Origin of the sequence: Pseudomonas sp. 9AZ (assembly GCF_902506525.1) — a bacterium.
Taxonomy (GTDB): Bacteria; Pseudomonadota; Gammaproteobacteria; order Pseudomonadales; family Pseudomonadaceae; genus Aquipseudomonas; species Aquipseudomonas peli.
In genome coordinates this window covers 497,891-514,353 of the sequence record NZ_LR733840.1, presented here as the reverse complement: position 1 = coordinate 514,353, position 16,463 = coordinate 497,891, and the positions used below count along the sequence as shown (strand labels likewise).

Below are 16,463 nucleotides of genomic sequence, written 5' to 3'. Positions count from 1 at the left end.
CAACGGGCCTTCGGGCCCGTTGTTGCTTTAAGCTTGGCCGATGACTCCTGTGCATATTCGTTTGCGTGATGCCCTGCAGCCCTGGCGTAGTGCCTCGGGCTGGTGTGTAGCCTTGTCCGGGGGGCTGGATTCCACGGTGCTGTTGCACCTGCTGGCCAGCCTCGCGCAACGCGAGGCATTGCCGCCTCTTTCCGCCATTCATATTCATCACGGCCTGCAGGCTGCGGCCGATGCCTGGCCGGCGCATTGCCGTGAACTGTGCGCAGATTTGTCTGTGCCGTTGCAGATTGAATATGTGCAGGTAGCTTCCGGTGCCAGCCTTGAGCGTGCGGCGCGCGAGGCCCGTTACGCGGCTTTTGCGGCCCGTCTTGGCATAGGTGAACTACTGCTGATCGCGCAGCATCGTGATGATCAGGCGGAAACCCTGTTGTTTCGCCTGTTGCGCGGTGCCGGCGTGCAGGGTTTGTCGGCCATGCCGATGAGTCGTGCATTGGGGGGGGGGCAGCTGGTTCGGCCGCTACTCAACTGCTCGCGCGATGAGCTGCTGGCGTATGCCTGTGAGCACAAGCTGGCCTGGATCGAAGATCCGTCAAATGCGGATGAGCGCTTCTCGCGCAATTACCTGCGCCGTCAGGTGTTGCCTGTGTTGCTCAGTCGCTGGCCGCAAGCCGCTACCAATATGGCTCGTAGCGCCGCGCACTTGAGTGAGTCCGCGCAGTTGCTCGATGAATTGGCGCAGCAGGATATAGCCGCCGCGCGGGTGTCAGCCGAGTTTGCCTGGCTGCGGTTACCAAATCTGGCACTGCCTACGCTGCGCAGTCTGAGTGAGCCGCGTCAGCGCAATGCCCTGCGTTACTGGCTCCGCCCGCTGACGGCGATGCCGGATAGCGAACATTGGGCCGGCTGGCAGGCGCTGCGCGATGCAGCGCCGGATGCTGCGCCAGTCTGGAAGTTGGCAGCTGGGGAGCTGCGCCGCAGTGATGAGCGGCTGTGGTGGTTGGCCGGCGACTGGCTGCGCTCTCCAGTACCGGTCAATGTGACGGTTCAAGACAATCAGCAGTTGGTATTGCCCGCCAATGGCAGTGTGCGAATTGATGGTCAGCTGCCTGCAGGCAACTGGCAGTTGGGCTATCGCCAGCCCGGTGACCAGATATTGTTACCTGGGCGCGGAAACCGCGACCTCAAGCGTTTATTCAATGAGTTGCGCGTACCGGCTTTTGTCCGTGATCGCCTGCCGTTGCTGCGTCTGGATAACCAGGTGGTTGCAATCGCCAACCTGCCAGGTATGCAGGGCGCCGCTGATGGCAGCTGGCAATTGCATTGGCAGCCACCGACGAATGATCAAGGTTTGAGCTGATAAGCCCTTTCCGGTAGACTACGCTCCCGTCTTACTACAGCTTTTGTTGACTCCCTTTGGGAATCGGCAGGGCTAGCTAATTGCGGTGTATTGCAATTGGCCGCTTCGGTATTCCTTCGCTTTCCCCGGCGGCATTGACCGCTTAAACGCAGACTTCTAGGGTTTTTCATGACGCGCTACATATTCGTCACGGGTGGTGTTGTTTCTTCATTGGGGAAAGGCATCGCCTCGGCTTCATTGGCGGCTATCCTGGAGGCGCGGGGCCTGAAGGTCACCATGCTCAAGCTGGATCCCTATATCAACGTCGATCCGGGCACCATGAGCCCCTTCCAGCACGGTGAGGTGTTCGTCACCCACGACGGCGCTGAGACCGACCTCGACCTGGGCCACTATGAGCGGTTTATCCGCACCACCATGACCCAGAACAACAACTTCACCACCGGCCGCGTCTACGAAGACGTGCTGCGCCGCGAGCGCCGTGGTGATTACCTGGGTGCGACCATTCAGGTCATCCCGCACATCACCGACGAGATCAAGCGCCGCATCATCAAGGGTGCTGGCGATGCTGACGTGGCCATGGTTGAAATCGGCGGTACGGTGGGCGATATCGAGTCGCAGCCGTTCCTCGAAGCCATTCGCCAGCTGCGTGTGGAAGTAGGTGCCAAGCGCGCCATGCTCATGCACCTGACCCTGGTGCCGTATATCGCCACCGCTGGCGAAACCAAGACCAAGCCGACCCAGCATTCGGTGAAGGAGCTGCGCTCCATCGGCCTTCAGCCAGACGTGCTCATCTGCCGTTCCGATCACCCGATCGATATCTCCTCGCGTCGCAAGATCGCGCTGTTCACCAACGTTGAAGAGCGTGCGGTGATTTCCCTGGAAGACGTTGACACCATCTACAAGATTCCAGGCGTGCTGCATGCCCAGGGTCTGGACGACTTCGTCGTCGAGCGCTTTGGCCTGGAATGCAACGGTGCCGACCTGTCCGAGTGGGACCGCGTGGTCGATGCCAAGCTGAATCCGGAGCACGAAGTCACCATCGCCATGGTCGGCAAGTACATGGAGCTGCTGGACGCCTACAAATCGTTGATCGAAGCGATGAGCCATGCCGGCATCCAGAACCGCACCAAGGTTAACCTGCGCTACATCGACTCCGAAGACATCGAGAACAAAGGCACTGCGCTGCTTGAAGGCGTGGATGCCATTCTGGTTCCGGGTGGTTTCGGCCTACGCGGCGTGGAAGGCAAGATCAAGACCGTGCAGTACGCTCGCGAAAACAAGATTCCCTACCTGGGCATCTGCCTCGGCATGCAAGTGGCGGTGATCGAGTTCGCCCGCAACGTCTTGGGCTGGACTGATGCAAACTCCACCGAATTCGACACCGTCAGCACGCATCCAGTGGTCGGCCTGATTACCGAATGGCAGGATGCGACCGGCGTGACCGAGCAGCGTACCGATGCTTCCGACCTTGGCGGCACCATGCGCCTGGGCGCACAGGACTGCCAGCTGCTGTCTGGCTCGCAAGTGCACGCTTGCTACGGCAAAGATGTAATCGTCGAGCGTCATCGTCATCGTTATGAGGTGAACAACAACCTGTTGCCGCAGCTGATTGAAGCCGGCCTTAAGGTCACCGGCCGCTCAGGCGATGGCGCTTTGGTTGAAGTGGTGGAAGCACCGGATCATCCATGGTTCGTCGCTTGCCAGTTCCACCCGGAGTTCACTTCGACTCCACGCGATGGCCACCCGCTGTTCAGTGGCTTCGTGACTGCAGCGCTGACGCAAAAAGCCAAGAAGGCCTAGGGATATGGCGCAGAAAATCATCAAGGTTGGCGACATTCAAATCGCCAACGACAAGCCGTTTGTGCTGTTCGGCGGGATCAACGTCATCGAATCCCGCGATCTGGCCATGCGCGCCTGTGAAGAGTATGTGCGGGTTACCGACAAGCTCGGCATTCCCTACGTGTTCAAGGCCAGTTTCGACAAGGCCAACCGCTCGTCCGTAACCTCATTCCGTGGCCCAGGCCTGGAAGAGGGCATGAAGGTCTTCGAGGAAATCAAAAAGACCTTCGGCGTGCCGGTGATCACCGACGTGCATGAGCCGTATCAGGCGCAGCCTGTGGCCGATGTCTGCGACATTATCCAGTTGCCGGCGTTTCTTTCGCGGCAGACCGACCTGGTCGTGGCCATGGCCAAGACCGGCGCGGTGATCAATATCAAGAAAGCCCAGTTCCTCGCACCCCAGGAGATGAAGCACATCCTGGCCAAGTGTGAAGAGGCCGGTAATGACCAACTGATTCTCTGCGAACGTGGTTCCAGCTTCGGTTACAACAACCTGGTGGTGGACATGCTCGGCTTCGGCATCATGAAGCAGATGAACTACCCGGTGTTCTTCGACGTGACCCACGCCCTGCAAATGCCAGGCGGTCGCGCCGATTCCGCTGGCGGTCGTCGTGCTCAGGTCACTGATCTGGCCAAGGCAGGCATGAGTCAGGGCCTGGCTGGTCTGTTCCTGGAAGCGCATCCGGACCCGGACAATGCCAAATGCGACGGCCCTTGCGCCCTGCGTCTGGACAAGCTGGAGCCGTTCCTCACCCAGCTCAAGCAGCTGGATGATTTGATCAAGAGTTTTGCGCCGATTGAGACTGCCTGAAACGGCAAATCTCCGGTAAAGTGCAGTTTGTATACAATCTGACTAAATAGTCGGTACATATTGTGCGCTGGCTTAACCTTCGGCGTTCAATGAGTGTGCAACTCGGTACTACCCTTTTCGTCAATTTTTTGGAGTGCTACACGCAATGGCAAAGATCGTCGACATCAAAGGTCGTGAGGTTCTCGATTCCCGTGGTAACCCTACTGTGGAAGCCGATGTAATTCTCGAAGGCGGCATCATGGGTAGCGCCTGCGCGCCGTCCGGTGCCTCCACCGGTTCGCGTGAAGCGCTGGAATTGCGTGATGGCGACAAGAGCCGTTACCTGGGTAAGGGCGTGCTGAAGGCCGTGGCCAACATCAATGGCCCGATCCGCGACCTGCTGCTGGGTAAAGATGCAACTGACCAGAAAGCCCTCGACCTGGCGATGATTGCCCTCGACGGTACCGAGAACAAAGCCACCCTGGGCGCCAACGCCATCCTCGCCGTATCCCTGGCCGCTGCCAAGGCTGCCGCTCAGGCCAAGGGCGTGCCGCTGTACGCACACATCGCCGACCTGAATGGCACTCCGGGCGTCTACTCGATGCCGGTGCCGATGATGAATATCATCAATGGCGGCGAGCATGCCGATAACAACGTTGATATCCAGGAGTTCATGGTTCAGCCGGTAGGCGCGAAAACCTTCGCCGACGCGCTGCGCATGGGCACCGAGATTTTCCACCACCTCAAAGCCGTGCTGAAGGCCCGTGGCCTGAGCACCTCCGTCGGTGACGAAGGCGGCTTCGCGCCGAACCTGGCCTCCAACGAAGACGCCCTGGCTGCTATCGCTGAAGCCGTTGCTAACGCCGGCTACACCCTGGGCGACGACGTCACCCTGGCGCTGGACTGCGCTTCCAGCGAGTTCTTCAAGGATGGTCAATACGACCTGGCTGGCGAAGGCAAAGTCTTCAACGCCGAAGGTTTTGCTGACTACCTGGCCGGTCTGTCCGAGCGTTACCCGATCATCTCCATCGAAGACGGCATGGACGAGTCCGACTGGGCTGGCTGGAAAGTGCTGACTGACAAGATCGGCAGCAAAGTACAGCTGGTGGGCGACGATCTGTTTGTGACCAATACCAAGATCCTCAAGCGCGGTATCGACGAGTCGATCGGTAACTCGATTCTGATCAAGTTCAACCAGATCGGCACCCTGACCGAGACGCTGGAAGCCATTCAGATGGCCAAGGCTGCCGGTTACACCGCCGTGATCTCGCACCGTTCGGGTGAAACCGAAGACAGCACCATCGCTGACCTGGCGGTCGGTACTGCTGCTGGCCAGATCAAGACTGGCTCGCTGTGCCGCTCGGACCGCGTGTCCAAGTACAACCAACTGCTGCGCATCGAAGAGCAGCTGGCTGGCAAAGCACCTTACAAAGGCCGCGCCGAGTTCCGTGGTTGAACCCAGGCATGGTAAAAGAGGGGCGGCGCGAGTCGCCCCTTTTTCGTTCGGAAGCTTTTTACGCTATGCGCAATAACTTTTACTGGGTATTTATCGTGCTGATTGCCGTGTTGGCAGGTCTGCAGTATCGCCTGTGGGTCGGCGATGGCAGCCTGGCGCAGGTGGCCCAGTTGCAGCAGCAGATCGCCGATCAACAGGGCGAAAACCAGCAGTTGCAAGAGCGCAACCGGATTCTTGAGGCAGAAGTGCTGGAGCTGAAAAGCGGTATGGAAACCGTCGAAGAGCGTGCGCGGCATGAGCTGGGCATGCTTAAAGAGGGCGAAACCCTCTATCAGTTGGCTGAATGAATACCTCTGAATTACCCCCTTTCTGGGCGCTGATCCCGGCTGCTGGCATTGGTAGCCGGATGCGCGCCGATCGGCCCAAGCAGTACCTACAGCTTGCCGGTAAAAGCATTATCGAACACACCCTGGCGTGCTTTCTCGATCATCCGCAACTGCGTGCGGTAGTGGTCAGCCTGGCGGTGGACGATCCTTATTGGCCGAACTTGGGTTGTGCCAGCGATCCGCGTATCCATCGCGCCGATGGCGGTGTCGAGCGCGCCGATTCGGTGCTGAGCGGTTTGCTGCGTTTGAGTGAGCTGGGTGCCCAGGAGCAGGATTGGGTGCTGGTGCATGATGCCGCGCGGCCAAACCTAGCACGCAGTGATCTGGATCTGCTGCTCAGTGAGCTGGCTGATGACCCGGTGGGTGGCCTGTTGGCCGTACCGGCGCGCGATACGCTTAAGCGTGCTGGCGCCGATGGCCGGGTGCAGGCCACCATAGATCGCTCGATCATCTGGCAGGCCTTTACTCCGCAGATGTTCCGTTTGGGTGAATTGCAGCGCGCGCTAGCCGATGCGCTGATTGCCGGTCAGGCGATTACCGACGAAGCCTCGGCCATCGAGTGGGCCGGGCACGCGCCACGCCTGATAGAAGGGCGTGCGGATAACCTGAAAGTCACCCGTCCTGAAGATTTGCGCAGCTTGGCCAGCCTTTGGCACCTGAAGAGCTAGCGATACTCGCTGCGCTGCGCCAACCCCTGTTTAAGAAAGTCCACCAGTTGCCGCACCTTGGGTGATAGGTGCCGTTGCTGTGGATAGAGAGCCCACACTGCAGTGTCCGGTGGTTGCTGGTTATCAAGCAACGAGACCAGCGCGCCGCTGCGCAAATGTTCCAGCACGTAATAATCCGGTAGCTGACACAGTCCAAGGCCGCGTAATGCAGCTTCCAGCACCGCCTGGCCACTGTTGCAACGCCAGTTGCCCTGTACCCGCAGGCTGGAATCGCGGCCGCTGGCCTGAAAACTCCAGAGGTCCGAACTGCCGATCAGGCAGTTGTGTCGCGCCAGTTCCGACAACGAGTGCGGCCTGCCATAGTGCTGCAGGTACTCGGGGGCGGCGCACAGGTACATCTGCCTTGGTGCCAGGCGTGTGGCCACCAGGCTTGAGTCCTGTAGGCGGCCCAGGCGGATGGCCAGGTCGAGGCCGTCATGCAGCAGGTCGAGGGTGCGGTTGCTCAGTTCGATATCCACCCGCAATTGCGAATGCTGCAGCATAAAGTCGGTGACCAAGGGCACGATAAAGCGTTCGCCGTAGGCCACCGCGCAGGTCATGCGCAGCAGGCCTTTGGGTTCGCTGCCCAGATCGCCCACCGCGCGCAGGGCTTCTTCGCGGGCATCCTGCAGGCGTTGGCAGTGCTGCAAGAAGGTCAGCCCGGCCTCGGTCAGCGCAACACGGCGGGTGCTGCGGTAGAACAGGCGGGTTTGCAGGCGCTCTTCCAGGCGGGCGATTTGTCGGCTGACCTGGGATGACGACAGGCTCAGGCGTTCGGCGGCGGCGGTGAACTGGCCGCACTCGGCTACGGCGACAAATTCATCGAGGCCTTCCCAGCGATTCATGGTGGATATCCTTGGTACGGTTTGATTATCCCTGTATAGCAAGAATGTTTTGTTTTTTGGCGGATTATCTATCTGCATCACTGATCTACACTCTGCGCCACCGTTGAATCCGCTGGAGAGCGATCATGATCAAGTCCCGTGCTGCCGTAGCCTTTGCCCCTAATCAGCCGCTGCAAATCGTCGAAGTCGATGTGGCGCCGCCCAAGGCCGGGGAAGTGTTGGTGCGTATTGTTGCCACCGGCGTGTGTCATACCGATGCTTACACCCTGTCTGGCGAAGATTCCGAAGGGGTATTCCCGGCGATTCTTGGTCATGAAGGCGGCGGCATCGTTGAGGCGATCGGTGAGGGCGTGACCTCGGTCAAGGTGGGTGATCACGTGATTCCGCTGTACACCGCCGAATGCCGCGCCTGCAAATTCTGCAAATCCGGCAAAACCAATCTGTGTAGCTCGGTACGCGCCACTCAGGGCAAGGGTCTGATGCCGGACGGCACCAGCCGCTTCAGCTACAACGGCGAGCCGATCTACCACTACATGGGCTGTTCGACCTTCTCCGAATACACCGTGTTGCCGGAAGTCTCCCTGGCGGTGATCCCCAAGGAAGCGCCGTTGGAGAAGGTCTGCCTGCTCGGTTGTGGCGTGACCACCGGTATCGGTGCCGTGCTCAACACCGCCAAGGTGGAAGAGGGCGCTACCGTGGCGATCTTCGGCCTGGGTGGCATTGGTTTGGCGGCGATTATCGGCGCGAAGATGGCCAAGGCCTCACGCATCATCGCCATCGATATCAACCCGGCCAAGTTCGAGGTGGCCCGTGAGCTGGGCGCGACTGATTTCGTTAACCCGAAAGATTTCGCCAAGCCAATTCAGGAGGTCATCGTCGAGATGACCGACGGCGGCGTGGACTATTCCTTCGAATGCGTCGGCAATGTGCAACTGATGCGCGCGGCGCTGGAATGCGCGCACAAGGGTTGGGGCGAGTCGGTGATCATAGGTGTGGCCGGTGCCGGCCAGGAAATCAGTACCCGTCCGTTCCAGCTGGTGACCGGCCGCGTCTGGCGCGGTTCGGCCTTCGGCGGCGTCAAGGGCCGTACTGAGCTGCCGAGCTATGTGGAAAAGGCGCAGAAAGGCGAAATCCCGCTGGATACCTTCATCACCCACAACATGCCGCTGGAAGACATCAACAAGGCCTTCGACCTGATGCATGAAGGCAAGAGCATCCGCACCGTTATCCACTTCTGATTGCGCTGGGCGGCTGTAACAGCCGCCCAATGGAGGCCCCATGACCTTGGAAAATATTTCCTGCCAGAAGAGTGCCGGCGGCTGGCACAAGCGCTACCGCCATCGATCGGCGGTGCTGGGCTGCGACATGGTGTTTGCCGTGTACCTGCCGCCGCAGGCCGAGCAGGGCGGCAAACTGCCGGTGCTGTATTGGCTGAGCGGTCTGACCTGTACCGATGAGAACTTTATGCAGAAAGCTGGCGCGCACAAGTTGGCGGCCGAGCTGGGGATGATCATCGTTGCGCCGGACACCAGTCCGCGCGGCGCTGAGGTGCCGGATGATCCGGACAAGGCCTGGGACTTCGGCCTGGGCGCGGGTTTCTACCTGAACGCCACCCAGGAACCCTGGGCGCGGCACTACCGCATGTACGACTATGTGGTGCAGGAGCTGCCGGCGCTGATCGAGGCCAACTTCCCGGTATCCGACAAGCGCGGTATCAGTGGCCACTCCATGGGCGGGCACGGTGCGCTGGTCTGCGCCTTGCGCAACCCGGGGCGCTATCAGTCGTTGTCGGCCTTTGCGCCGATCAGCAACCCGAGCAACTGCCCCTGGGGCGAGAAGGCGTTCTCGCGTTATCTGGGCGACGAGCGCTCGCGCTGGCGCGAATGGGATGCCTGCGCCTTGCTCGCCGAAGCAACGGAAAAGCTGCCGATTCTGGTCGACCAAGGTGATCGTGATGATTTCCTGGAAAACCAACTTAAGCCGGATGCGCTCAAGGCCGCGGCGCAGGCCGCAGGGCATCCGCTGACCTTGCGCCTGCAGCCGGGCTATGACCACAGCTACTACTTTATCGCCAGCTTTATCGATGACCACCTGCGTCATCATGCCAAAGCGCTATTGAGCTGAACCGTCGCTGGCGGACGACTTTCGTTTCGCCAGCTAGCCGGCTCCTGTAGGCAGCTTTCAGTTAGAATCACGCCCTGACTTTTTCAGGGCGTTGTTTCTTATGCGTATTGGCCACGGCTACGATGTGCACCGCTTCGGTGAGGGCGACTTCATCACCCTGGGCGGCGTGCAGATTCCCCATAAATTCGGCCTGTTGGCCCATTCCGATGGTGACGTGCTGCTGCATGCCCTGAGCGATGCTCTACTCGGCGCGGCCGCGTTGGGTGATATCGGCAAACACTTCCCCGATACCGATCCGACCTTCAAGGGCGCAGACAGCCGCGTGCTGCTGCGCCATGTTCTCGGTCTGGTGCATGCCAAGGGCTGGCAAGTCGGTAATGTCGACGCCACCATCGTCGCCCAGGCGCCGAAGATGGCGCCGCATATCGAGACCATGCGTGCGCGGATTGCCGAGGACCTGCAGGTGAGCCTGGATCAGGTCAACGTCAAGGCCACTACCACCGAGAAGCTTGGCTTTACCGGTCGTGAAGAAGGCATTGCCGTGCATGCCGTTGCGCTGTTGGTCGCCCGATGAGCGAACTCGAATTGCTCGGCCCGCGCGCCTATGGCGAACCTTGCGGTACGGCGGTACTCAAGGCCGTGGCGGAGGATTTTCAGGTCGATGAAGTGCTGGATATTCCCCTGGCCGGCGAGGGTGAACACCTCTGGCTTTGGGTAGAAAAGCGCGAGCTGAATACCGAAGAAGCGGCCAAACGCATCGCCCGCGCTGCCGGCGTGCCGCTGCGGTTGATCAGCTATGCCGGGCTCAAGGATCGTCAGGCCCTGACCCGTCAGTGGTTCAGCCTGCACCTGCCGGGCAAAGTCGATCCCGATTTGAGCGCAGCCGAAGATGCCAGCCTGAGCATCCTCAAGCAGGTGCGGCATACCCGCAAACTGCAGCGCGGCGCCCATGCCGCCAATGGTTTTACCCTGCGCCTGACCCAGCTGGCTGCAGATCGCGAGGCGCTGGATAAGCGTCTGACGCAAATCGCTGCCCAGGGCATTCCCAACTATTACGGCTTGCAGCGCTTCGGCTATGAAGGCGGCAATGTCGCCCATGCCCGGCATTTTGCGGCGAACAAGAGCCTGCCGGAGAAGCGCAATGTGCGCTCGCGGGTGCTCTCGGCGGCGCGCAGTTACCTGTTCAATCAGGTGCTGGCCGAGCGGGTAGCTGCCGGCACCTGGAATCAGGCGCTGCTCGGTGATCTGCTGGCCTTTACCGACAGCCGCAGCTTTTTCCCTGCTGGCGAGACGGAGTGCAGCGATCCGCGCCTGGCGATTCTCGATCTGCATCCGACGGGTCCGTTGTGGGGCGCAGGCGTCTCTAGCGCCGGCGGTGTGGCGCAGGCGCTGGAGCAGGATCTGGCCGCACGCGAAAGCGTTCTGGTCGACTGGTTGGCAGAAGCGGACATGACGCACGAACGGCGTATCCTGCGCCTCCCCATTGGCGGCCTGTCGTGGCATTATCCCGAGCCTGACATTCTGCAACTGGAATTCGTCCTGCCGGCTGGATGCTTCGCCACCGTCTTGGTGCGTGAGCTCGTCGATCTGTTGCCTGCAGGGCAGACGGACAACCCATGCGTATTCTGATTTCCAATGATGACGGCGTTGCTGCGCCAGGCCTTGCTGCGCTGCATGCGGCGCTGGCCGACTATGCCGAGTGCACGGTCATTGCCCCTGATCAGGACAAGAGCGGCGCGAGCAGCTCGCTGACTCTCGACCGTCCACTGCACCCGACCACGCTGCCCAATGGCTATATCAGCCTGAACGGTACACCGACCGATTGCGTACACCTGGGCCTTAACGGCCTGTTGCCGCACGTGGCGGATCTGGTGGTGTCAGGCATCAACCTGGGCGCCAATCTCGGCGATGACGTGCTGTATTCCGGCACCGTCGCTGCGGCCCTGGAAGGGCGGTTTCTGGCGCGTCCGGCGTTTGCCTTTTCCCTGCTTTCGCGCATGCCGGACAACCTGCTGACCGCTGCCTATTTCGCGCGCAAGCTGGTCGAAGCCCACGAGCAACTCGATTTGCCGCCGCGCACCGTACTCAACGTGAATATCCCCAATCTGCCGCTGGAGCATATCCGCGGCATTCAGCTGACCCGCCTGGGCCATCGAGCCCGCGCTGCGGCGCCGGTGAAAGTGGTCAATCCGCGCGGTAAGGAAGGCTATTGGATCTCGGTGGCTGGTGATGCCGAAGATGGCGGCCCCGGCACGGATTTCCATGCGGTGATGCAAGGGTATGTCTCGGTCACCCCACTGCAGCTGGACCGTACTTTTGCTGATGGCTTCAATAGCCTGCAGCCCTGGTTGGAGGGGCTGCTGTGATCCGCCGGGAACAGGACGAGCTGCAGCATCGCGGCATCGGCATGACCTCACAGCGTACCCGCGAGCGTCTGATTCAGCGGCTGTACGAGGAAGGGCTGTCCAACGCCCATGTGCTGGAAACCATTCGCCGAACGCCGCGTCATCTGTTTGTCGATGAAGCCCTGGCCCATCGCGCCTATGAAGACACCGCCTTGCCAATCGGCAACAACCAGACCATCTCGCAGCCCTATATGGTCGCGCGCATGAGCGAGCTGCTGCTGGCGGCCGGTCCGCTGGACAAGGTGCTGGAGATCGGCACCGGCTCAGGCTATCAGACCGCGATTCTGGCGCAGCTGGTGGAGCGGGTGTTTAGCGTCGAGCGCATTCAGAGCCTGCAGGAAAAAGCCAAGGAGCGTCTGGCTCAGCTCAATCTGCGCAATGTGGTATTTCGCTGGGGCGACGGCTGGGAAGGTTGGAACGCACTGGGCCCGTACAACGGCATCATCGTCACCGCAGCGGCGGCCAATGTGCCGCAGGCATTGCTCGATCAGCTGGCTCCGGGCGGGCGTCTGGTGATTCCTGTCGGGGCAGGCGATGTACAGGAGCTGTTGCTGATCGTCCGTGAAGACGATGGCTTCTCCCGTCATGTGCTGGATGCGGTGCGCTTTGTGCCCCTGCTCAATGGGCCCCTGGCCTGATTCATTGTTTACGGATGAACTCATGAAGAAGTATTTCCTGCTCTACGCCAAAGGCATTGCCATGGGCGCTGCCGACGTAGTGCCCGGCGTATCCGGCGGCACTGTGGCTTTTATTACCGGTATCTATGACGAGCTGCTGCGCTCGATTGCCAGCGTGCCGGTAGCGATAGGGCTATTTCTGCGCGGGCGTATCGTTGAGGCCTGGAAGGCTGCCAATGCGACATTTTTGCTGGTGCTGCTGCTGGGCATCATGACCAGTGTCCTGAGCCTAGCGCGCTTGATCACCTACCTGCTGGATGAGCAGCCGATTCCGGTGTGGTCGTTCTTCTTCGGTCTGATTCTGGTTTCCACGCATTTGGTGGTTCGCGAAGTCCAGCGTTGGAACTGGACGCGGGTTGTCAGTCTGGTGCTAGGAGCGGCATTCGCCTACTGGATTACCGTAGCTTCGCCGCTGCAGTTGGGGCATGACCCATTGAGCCTGTTCTTCGCCGGTGCTATCGCTATCTGCGCGATGATTCTGCCCGGTATTTCCGGCAGCTTTATTCTGGTGTTGCTGGGCCTGTATAGCTTTGTGCTGACGGCGGTGAAGGGCCTGGATATTACTGTGCTGCTGATTTTTGCCAGCGGTTGCCTAGTGGGCATTGTTAGCTTCGCCGGGATTTTGCGTTGGCTGCTGGCGCGCTGGCGTGACCTGACCCTGGCGTTTCTCACGGGGCTGATGATCGGCTCGCTGAACAAGATCTGGCCCTGGAAGGAAACCTTGACCTGGCGTACCGATAGCCATGGTGAGCAGGTGCCGTTGCTGCAGGCGAACCTCTGGCCTGCGCAGTTCGCTGAAATCAGTGACCAAGACCCGCAGTTGCTCTTGGCGATTGCCCTGGCGGTTGCTGGCATCCTACTGGTGCTGGGCCTGGAGTGGCTGGCTGGGCGCAATCCGCAATCCGCAAAGCGCTGGTGATAACCCATAATTGCGGCACAATGCATGCCAGCAAGATGTAAGCAGTTTTACCCGAGGGAGATGCAGGTGAGTTTCACAGCCATTCAATTGCCGATTCGCGCCAGCAGTGCTCGTACCCTGTTGAGTGGCCTTGTCCTCAGTGCGCTGCTCAGTGCCTGTGCGAGCCCGCCACCGGGTGGCGTCAAGGTGGTTGACCGTGCCCATGGCGGTGCCAATCAGGCACCGCAGCGTCAGCCGGTCAGCAGTGGCCAGTATCAGGTGCAGCGTGGTGATACGCTGTACTCGATTGCTTTCCGCTTCGGCTGGGATTGGAAGGCGCTGGCTGCACGCAATGGCATTGCGCCGCCTTACCTGATCCGGGTTGGCCAGATCATTCGCTTTGATGGCCAGCCTGCCAGTCGTCCGCCTGCGGTGGCGACTGCGCCAGTCGTGGCCACGCCTTCCGGTCGGCCGAGCACACCCATTCAGACCAAGCCCGTGCAAACCCAACCGCCAGCGCCAGTGAAAACCACCCCAGCCGTCACTGCGTTACCGCCCACGCAGCGCTCTGCATCGGGCTGGCTGTGGCCTTCCAATGGGGCAGTTATCGGACGGTTTTCCTCAAACGGCAGTTTGAATAAAGGCATTGATATCGCCGGAGAATTGGGCCAGCCTGTTTTAGCTGCGTCTGATGGTTCAGTGGTCTACGCCGGGAGTGGTTTACGGGGCTACGGCGAATTAGTGATCATCAAACATAGCGATACCTACGTAAGCGCCTACGGCCACAACCGCAGGCTGTTGGTGCAGGAGGGGCAAAAGGTCAAAGCCGGGCAGAAAATTGCCGAAATGGGTTCCACAGGAACCGACCGGGTGAAACTTCATTTTGAAGTACGCCGCCAAGGTAAACCTGTCGACCCGCTGCAATACCTGCCGCGACGTTGATCTAGCGCTAGCCTGTCTCCACCACGTGGGAGGGACAGGCTTTGGTGTAACCAGGGATTTGGTCGCGCTAGGGCTTGCTGTCGAACTCAGCAAGGAATAACAAAAATGGCTCTCAATAAAAAAGAAGCGCCGGAGTTTGACGTCGATGATGAAGTGCTCCTGATGGAGCCCGCTATTGTCCTTGACGATGATTCAGACGAAGAAGCGCAACCGCCACTTTCCCGCAGCAAAGCAAAAGCATCCACAGCTAGCAGCAAGCAGCATAAGTACATTGATTACACCCGCGCGCTTGATGCCACTCAGCTGTACCTCAACGAAATCGGCTTTTCCCCTCTCCTGACTCCTGAAGAAGAAGTGTTCTTCGCGCGCTTGGCGCAGAAGGGCGACCCTGCCGGCCGCAAACGCATGATTGAAAGCAACCTGCGCCTGGTCGTGAAGATCGCTCGCCGTTACGTCAATCGGGGCTTGTCCCTGCTGGATCTGATTGAAGAGGGCAACCTCGGTTTGATCCGCGCGGTAGAGAAATTCGACCCCGAGCGTGGTTTCCGTTTCTCGACTTATGCCACCTGGTGGATTCGCCAGACCATCGAACGGGCGATCATGAATCAGACCCGTACTATTCGTTTACCTATTCATGTGGTCAAAGAGCTCAACGTCTACCTGCGTGCTGCTCGCGAATTGACCCAGAAGCTCGACCATGAGCCTTCGGCAGAAGAAATTGCCAACCTGCTGGAAAAACCGGTGGGTGAAGTCAAACGCATGCTCGGCCTGAATGAGCGTGTTTCCTCGGTGGATGTTTCACTGGGCCAGGATTCGGATAAAACCCTGCTCGATACCCTGACCGATGACCGCCCAACTGACCCCTGCGAGTTGCTACAGGATGATGACTTGTCGCAGAGCATCGATCAGTGGCTGTCCGAGCTGACTGACAAGCAGCGTGAGGTGGTGATTCGCCGCTTTGGCCTACGCGGCCATGAAAGCTGCACCCTGGAAGAAGTTGGCCAGGAAATCGGCCTGACTCGTGAGCGTGTTCGGCAGATTCAGGTCGAAGCACTCAAGCGTCTGCGGGAAATTCTGGAGAAGAACGGTCTGTCGAGCGACTCACTGTTCCAGTGAGCTTGATGCGTTAACACTCAACCCGGCCCTGGCCGGGTTTTTTGTACCTGTGTTCCATGCTAGCCACTCTCTAGTGAGCGACATGGATATCGCCATAAGATATTCCTGGCGAGTTTTGTGAGTACTTGTGTAAGCCATTGCTTACAGGGTGCGTAAGCCATTGGTGCGCAAGGTAGCCGGCGAAGTGCTCTGTGTTATTTTAAGTTATTGTTTTTAAACAATATTTAATTTTATTGGCGAAGGCTAAAGACCATTTGGATGGAGTTTTAAGCGCTTGTTAGGAAGGCAGAAATCGCTAGTATTACACCTGTGCTCAGGGACAAGCACAGGTTGTCAGGAAGATAATCAGGATATCGCAAGACGCGATTCATCAGGATGATGAGCTGGGAAATACAGGGACTAGGGACAAAAGAGTGGGCGGCGCGAGCCGCCCCTTTTTTTGCCCGCGTTTTGTGTGCCCACCGTTTGCAGATCACTCTGCGGGCCTTGCTCCAGGCTATTCGGGTCTGCAGAAAAGTAAAAACCCGCGCAAGGCGGGTTTTTTGTGTAGCCAGCGCAGCTAAATACTAGCGCTCCAGATACTGCAGCTTGTCCTTCACGCCATCCCACTCTTCAGCGTCCGGCAGGGACTCTTTCTTCTCGGTGATATTTGGCCAGACTTCGGCCAGATCAGCGTTCAGTTCGATGTATTCCTGCTGATCTTCCGGCACTTCATCTTCGGAGAAGATGGCTTGTGCAGGACACTCAGGCTCGCAGAGTGCGCAATCGATGCACTCGTCCGGGTGGATCACCAGGAAGTTCGGGCCTTCGTAGAAGCAGTCCACCGGGCAGACTTCTACGCAGTCGGTGTATTTGCATTTGACGCAGTTGTCGGTAACGACGAAGGTCATTTCTGATTCTCTCCTCGGGCGCCAGCCTGCC

17 protein-coding genes are annotated in these 16,463 nt (G+C 59.5%); 15 read left to right on the top strand and 2 right to left on the bottom strand.

Annotated features, from left to right (window positions below; translation table 11 throughout):
• Positions 1-40: 40 nt before the first annotated feature.
• The 6 genes from tilS (at position 41) to ispD (ending at position 6,496) form a co-directional block, all read left to right on the top strand.
• Positions 41-1,357, top strand: coding sequence for a tRNA lysidine(34) synthetase TilS (gene tilS / locus ALTER154_RS02520; RefSeq protein ID WP_160085126.1), 1,317 nt, complete (start codon positions 41-43; stop codon positions 1,355-1,357).
• 168 nt (positions 1,358-1,525) lie between these two features.
• The gene (locus tag ALTER154_RS02515; protein ID WP_160085125.1) at positions 1,526-3,157 is read left to right on the top strand and encodes a CTP synthase; all 1,632 of its coding nucleotides are present in this window, start codon (positions 1,526-1,528) and stop codon (positions 3,155-3,157) included.
• Between the two features lie 4 nt (positions 3,158-3,161).
• On the top strand, positions 3,162-4,007 hold the full coding sequence (gene kdsA, locus ALTER154_RS02510) for a 3-deoxy-8-phosphooctulonate synthase (RefSeq protein WP_160085124.1): 846 nt from the start codon (positions 3,162-3,164) through the stop codon (positions 4,005-4,007).
• 145 nt (positions 4,008-4,152) lie between these two features.
• Positions 4,153-5,442 (top strand): phosphopyruvate hydratase, encoded by a 1,290-nt coding sequence (gene eno / locus ALTER154_RS02505; RefSeq protein ID WP_160085123.1) that lies wholly within the window; start codon positions 4,153-4,155, stop codon positions 5,440-5,442.
• A gap of 65 nt (positions 5,443-5,507) precedes the next feature.
• Positions 5,508-5,789 (top strand): cell division protein FtsB, encoded by a 282-nt coding sequence (gene ftsB, locus ALTER154_RS02500; RefSeq protein ID WP_090248365.1) that lies wholly within the window; start codon positions 5,508-5,510, stop codon positions 5,787-5,789.
• Positions 5,786-6,496, top strand: a complete 711-nt coding sequence (gene ispD, locus ALTER154_RS02495; RefSeq protein ID WP_160085122.1) for a 2-C-methyl-D-erythritol 4-phosphate cytidylyltransferase — start codon at positions 5,786-5,788, stop codon at positions 6,494-6,496. Before ftsB ends, ispD begins: the two co-directional genes overlap by 4 nt.
• Here the strand turns inward: ispD and ALTER154_RS02490 are convergent.
• A complete protein-coding gene (locus ALTER154_RS02490) occupies positions 6,493-7,380 on the bottom strand; it encodes a LysR family transcriptional regulator (RefSeq protein WP_160085121.1) in 888 nt (295 codons plus the stop codon). The genes ispD and ALTER154_RS02490 overlap by 4 nt on opposite strands.
• A 125-nt stretch (positions 7,381-7,505) precedes the next feature.
• Here ALTER154_RS02490 and ALTER154_RS02485 point away from each other — a divergent pair, with 125 nt between their 5' ends.
• From ALTER154_RS02485 to rpoS, 9 genes are all read left to right on the top strand, one after another.
• A complete protein-coding gene (locus ALTER154_RS02485; protein WP_090248360.1) occupies positions 7,506-8,618 on the top strand; it encodes an S-(hydroxymethyl)glutathione dehydrogenase/class III alcohol dehydrogenase in 1,113 nt (370 codons plus the stop codon).
• Between the two features lie 40 nt (positions 8,619-8,658).
• Positions 8,659-9,504 carry an S-formylglutathione hydrolase gene (gene fghA, locus ALTER154_RS02480; RefSeq protein WP_160085120.1) on the top strand — a complete coding sequence of 282 codons (846 nt, stop codon included), beginning with the start codon at positions 8,659-8,661 and terminating at the stop codon, positions 9,502-9,504.
• Positions 9,505-9,604: 100 nt separating this feature from the next.
• Positions 9,605-10,078, top strand: a complete 474-nt coding sequence (ispF, locus tag ALTER154_RS02475) for a 2-C-methyl-D-erythritol 2,4-cyclodiphosphate synthase (RefSeq protein ID WP_160085119.1) — start codon at positions 9,605-9,607, stop codon at positions 10,076-10,078.
• Positions 10,075-11,133 carry a tRNA pseudouridine(13) synthase TruD gene (truD, locus tag ALTER154_RS02470; RefSeq protein WP_160085118.1) on the top strand — a complete coding sequence of 353 codons (1,059 nt, stop codon included), beginning with the start codon at positions 10,075-10,077 and terminating at the stop codon, positions 11,131-11,133. Before ispF ends, truD begins: the two co-directional genes overlap by 4 nt.
• Positions 11,121-11,870 carry a 5'/3'-nucleotidase SurE gene (gene surE, locus ALTER154_RS02465; RefSeq protein WP_160085117.1) on the top strand — a complete coding sequence of 250 codons (750 nt, stop codon included), beginning with the start codon at positions 11,121-11,123 and terminating at the stop codon, positions 11,868-11,870. The genes truD and surE overlap by 13 nt, the downstream gene beginning before the upstream one ends.
• A 41-nt stretch (positions 11,871-11,911) precedes the next feature.
• Positions 11,912-12,547 carry a protein-L-isoaspartate(D-aspartate) O-methyltransferase gene (locus ALTER154_RS02460; protein ID WP_178126354.1) on the top strand — a complete coding sequence of 212 codons (636 nt, stop codon included), beginning with the start codon at positions 11,912-11,914 and terminating at the stop codon, positions 12,545-12,547.
• A 22-nt stretch (positions 12,548-12,569) separates the two neighbouring features.
• Positions 12,570-13,505 carry a DUF368 domain-containing protein gene (locus ALTER154_RS02455; protein WP_160085116.1) on the top strand — a complete coding sequence of 312 codons (936 nt, stop codon included), beginning with the start codon at positions 12,570-12,572 and terminating at the stop codon, positions 13,503-13,505.
• Between the two features lie 66 nt (positions 13,506-13,571).
• Positions 13,572-14,426: a peptidoglycan DD-metalloendopeptidase family protein gene (locus ALTER154_RS02450; protein WP_256665388.1), complete on the top strand. Its 855-nt coding sequence runs from the start codon at positions 13,572-13,574 to the stop codon at positions 14,424-14,426.
• A 105-nt stretch (positions 14,427-14,531) separates the two neighbouring features.
• A complete protein-coding gene (gene rpoS / locus ALTER154_RS02445) occupies positions 14,532-15,542 on the top strand; it encodes an RNA polymerase sigma factor RpoS (RefSeq protein ID WP_090248349.1) in 1,011 nt (336 codons plus the stop codon).
• A 566-nt stretch (positions 15,543-16,108) separates the two neighbouring features.
• On the opposite strand, the gene fdxA is transcribed toward rpoS, so the two are convergent.
• On the bottom strand, positions 16,109-16,432 hold the full coding sequence (gene fdxA, locus ALTER154_RS02440; protein ID WP_090248347.1) for a ferredoxin FdxA: 324 nt from the start codon (positions 16,430-16,432) through the stop codon (positions 16,109-16,111).
• Positions 16,433-16,463 lie beyond the last annotated feature (31 nt).

What these genes read in the sequence shown, in the direction of transcription:
- tilS (WP_160085126.1), top strand. Translation starts at nt 41, where the DNA reads ATGACTCCTGTGCATATTCGTTTGCGTGATGCCCTGCAGCCCTGGCGT.
- ALTER154_RS02515 (WP_160085125.1), top strand. Translation starts at nt 1,526, where the DNA reads ATGACGCGCTACATATTCGTCACGGGTGGTGTTGTTTCTTCATTGGGG.
- kdsA (WP_160085124.1), top strand. Translation starts at nt 3,162, where the DNA reads ATGGCGCAGAAAATCATCAAGGTTGGCGACATTCAAATCGCCAACGAC.
- eno (WP_160085123.1), top strand. Translation starts at nt 4,153, where the DNA reads ATGGCAAAGATCGTCGACATCAAAGGTCGTGAGGTTCTCGATTCCCGT.
- ftsB (WP_090248365.1), top strand. Translation starts at nt 5,508, where the DNA reads ATGCGCAATAACTTTTACTGGGTATTTATCGTGCTGATTGCCGTGTTG.
- ispD (WP_160085122.1), top strand. Translation starts at nt 5,786, where the DNA reads ATGAATACCTCTGAATTACCCCCTTTCTGGGCGCTGATCCCGGCTGCT.
- ALTER154_RS02490 (WP_160085121.1), bottom strand. Translation starts at nt 7,380, where the DNA reads ATGAATCGCTGGGAAGGCCTCGATGAATTTGTCGCCGTAGCCGAGTGC.
- ALTER154_RS02485 (WP_090248360.1), top strand. Translation starts at nt 7,506, where the DNA reads ATGATCAAGTCCCGTGCTGCCGTAGCCTTTGCCCCTAATCAGCCGCTG.
- fghA (WP_160085120.1), top strand. Translation starts at nt 8,659, where the DNA reads ATGACCTTGGAAAATATTTCCTGCCAGAAGAGTGCCGGCGGCTGGCAC.
- ispF (WP_160085119.1), top strand. Translation starts at nt 9,605, where the DNA reads ATGCGTATTGGCCACGGCTACGATGTGCACCGCTTCGGTGAGGGCGAC.
- truD (WP_160085118.1), top strand. Translation starts at nt 10,075, where the DNA reads ATGAGCGAACTCGAATTGCTCGGCCCGCGCGCCTATGGCGAACCTTGC.
- surE (WP_160085117.1), top strand. Translation starts at nt 11,121, where the DNA reads ATGCGTATTCTGATTTCCAATGATGACGGCGTTGCTGCGCCAGGCCTT.
- ALTER154_RS02460 (WP_178126354.1), top strand. Translation starts at nt 11,912, where the DNA reads ATGACCTCACAGCGTACCCGCGAGCGTCTGATTCAGCGGCTGTACGAG.
- ALTER154_RS02455 (WP_160085116.1), top strand. Translation starts at nt 12,570, where the DNA reads ATGAAGAAGTATTTCCTGCTCTACGCCAAAGGCATTGCCATGGGCGCT.
- rpoS (WP_090248349.1), top strand. Translation starts at nt 14,532, where the DNA reads ATGGCTCTCAATAAAAAAGAAGCGCCGGAGTTTGACGTCGATGATGAA.
- fdxA (WP_090248347.1), bottom strand. Translation starts at nt 16,432, where the DNA reads ATGACCTTCGTCGTTACCGACAACTGCGTCAAATGCAAATACACCGAC.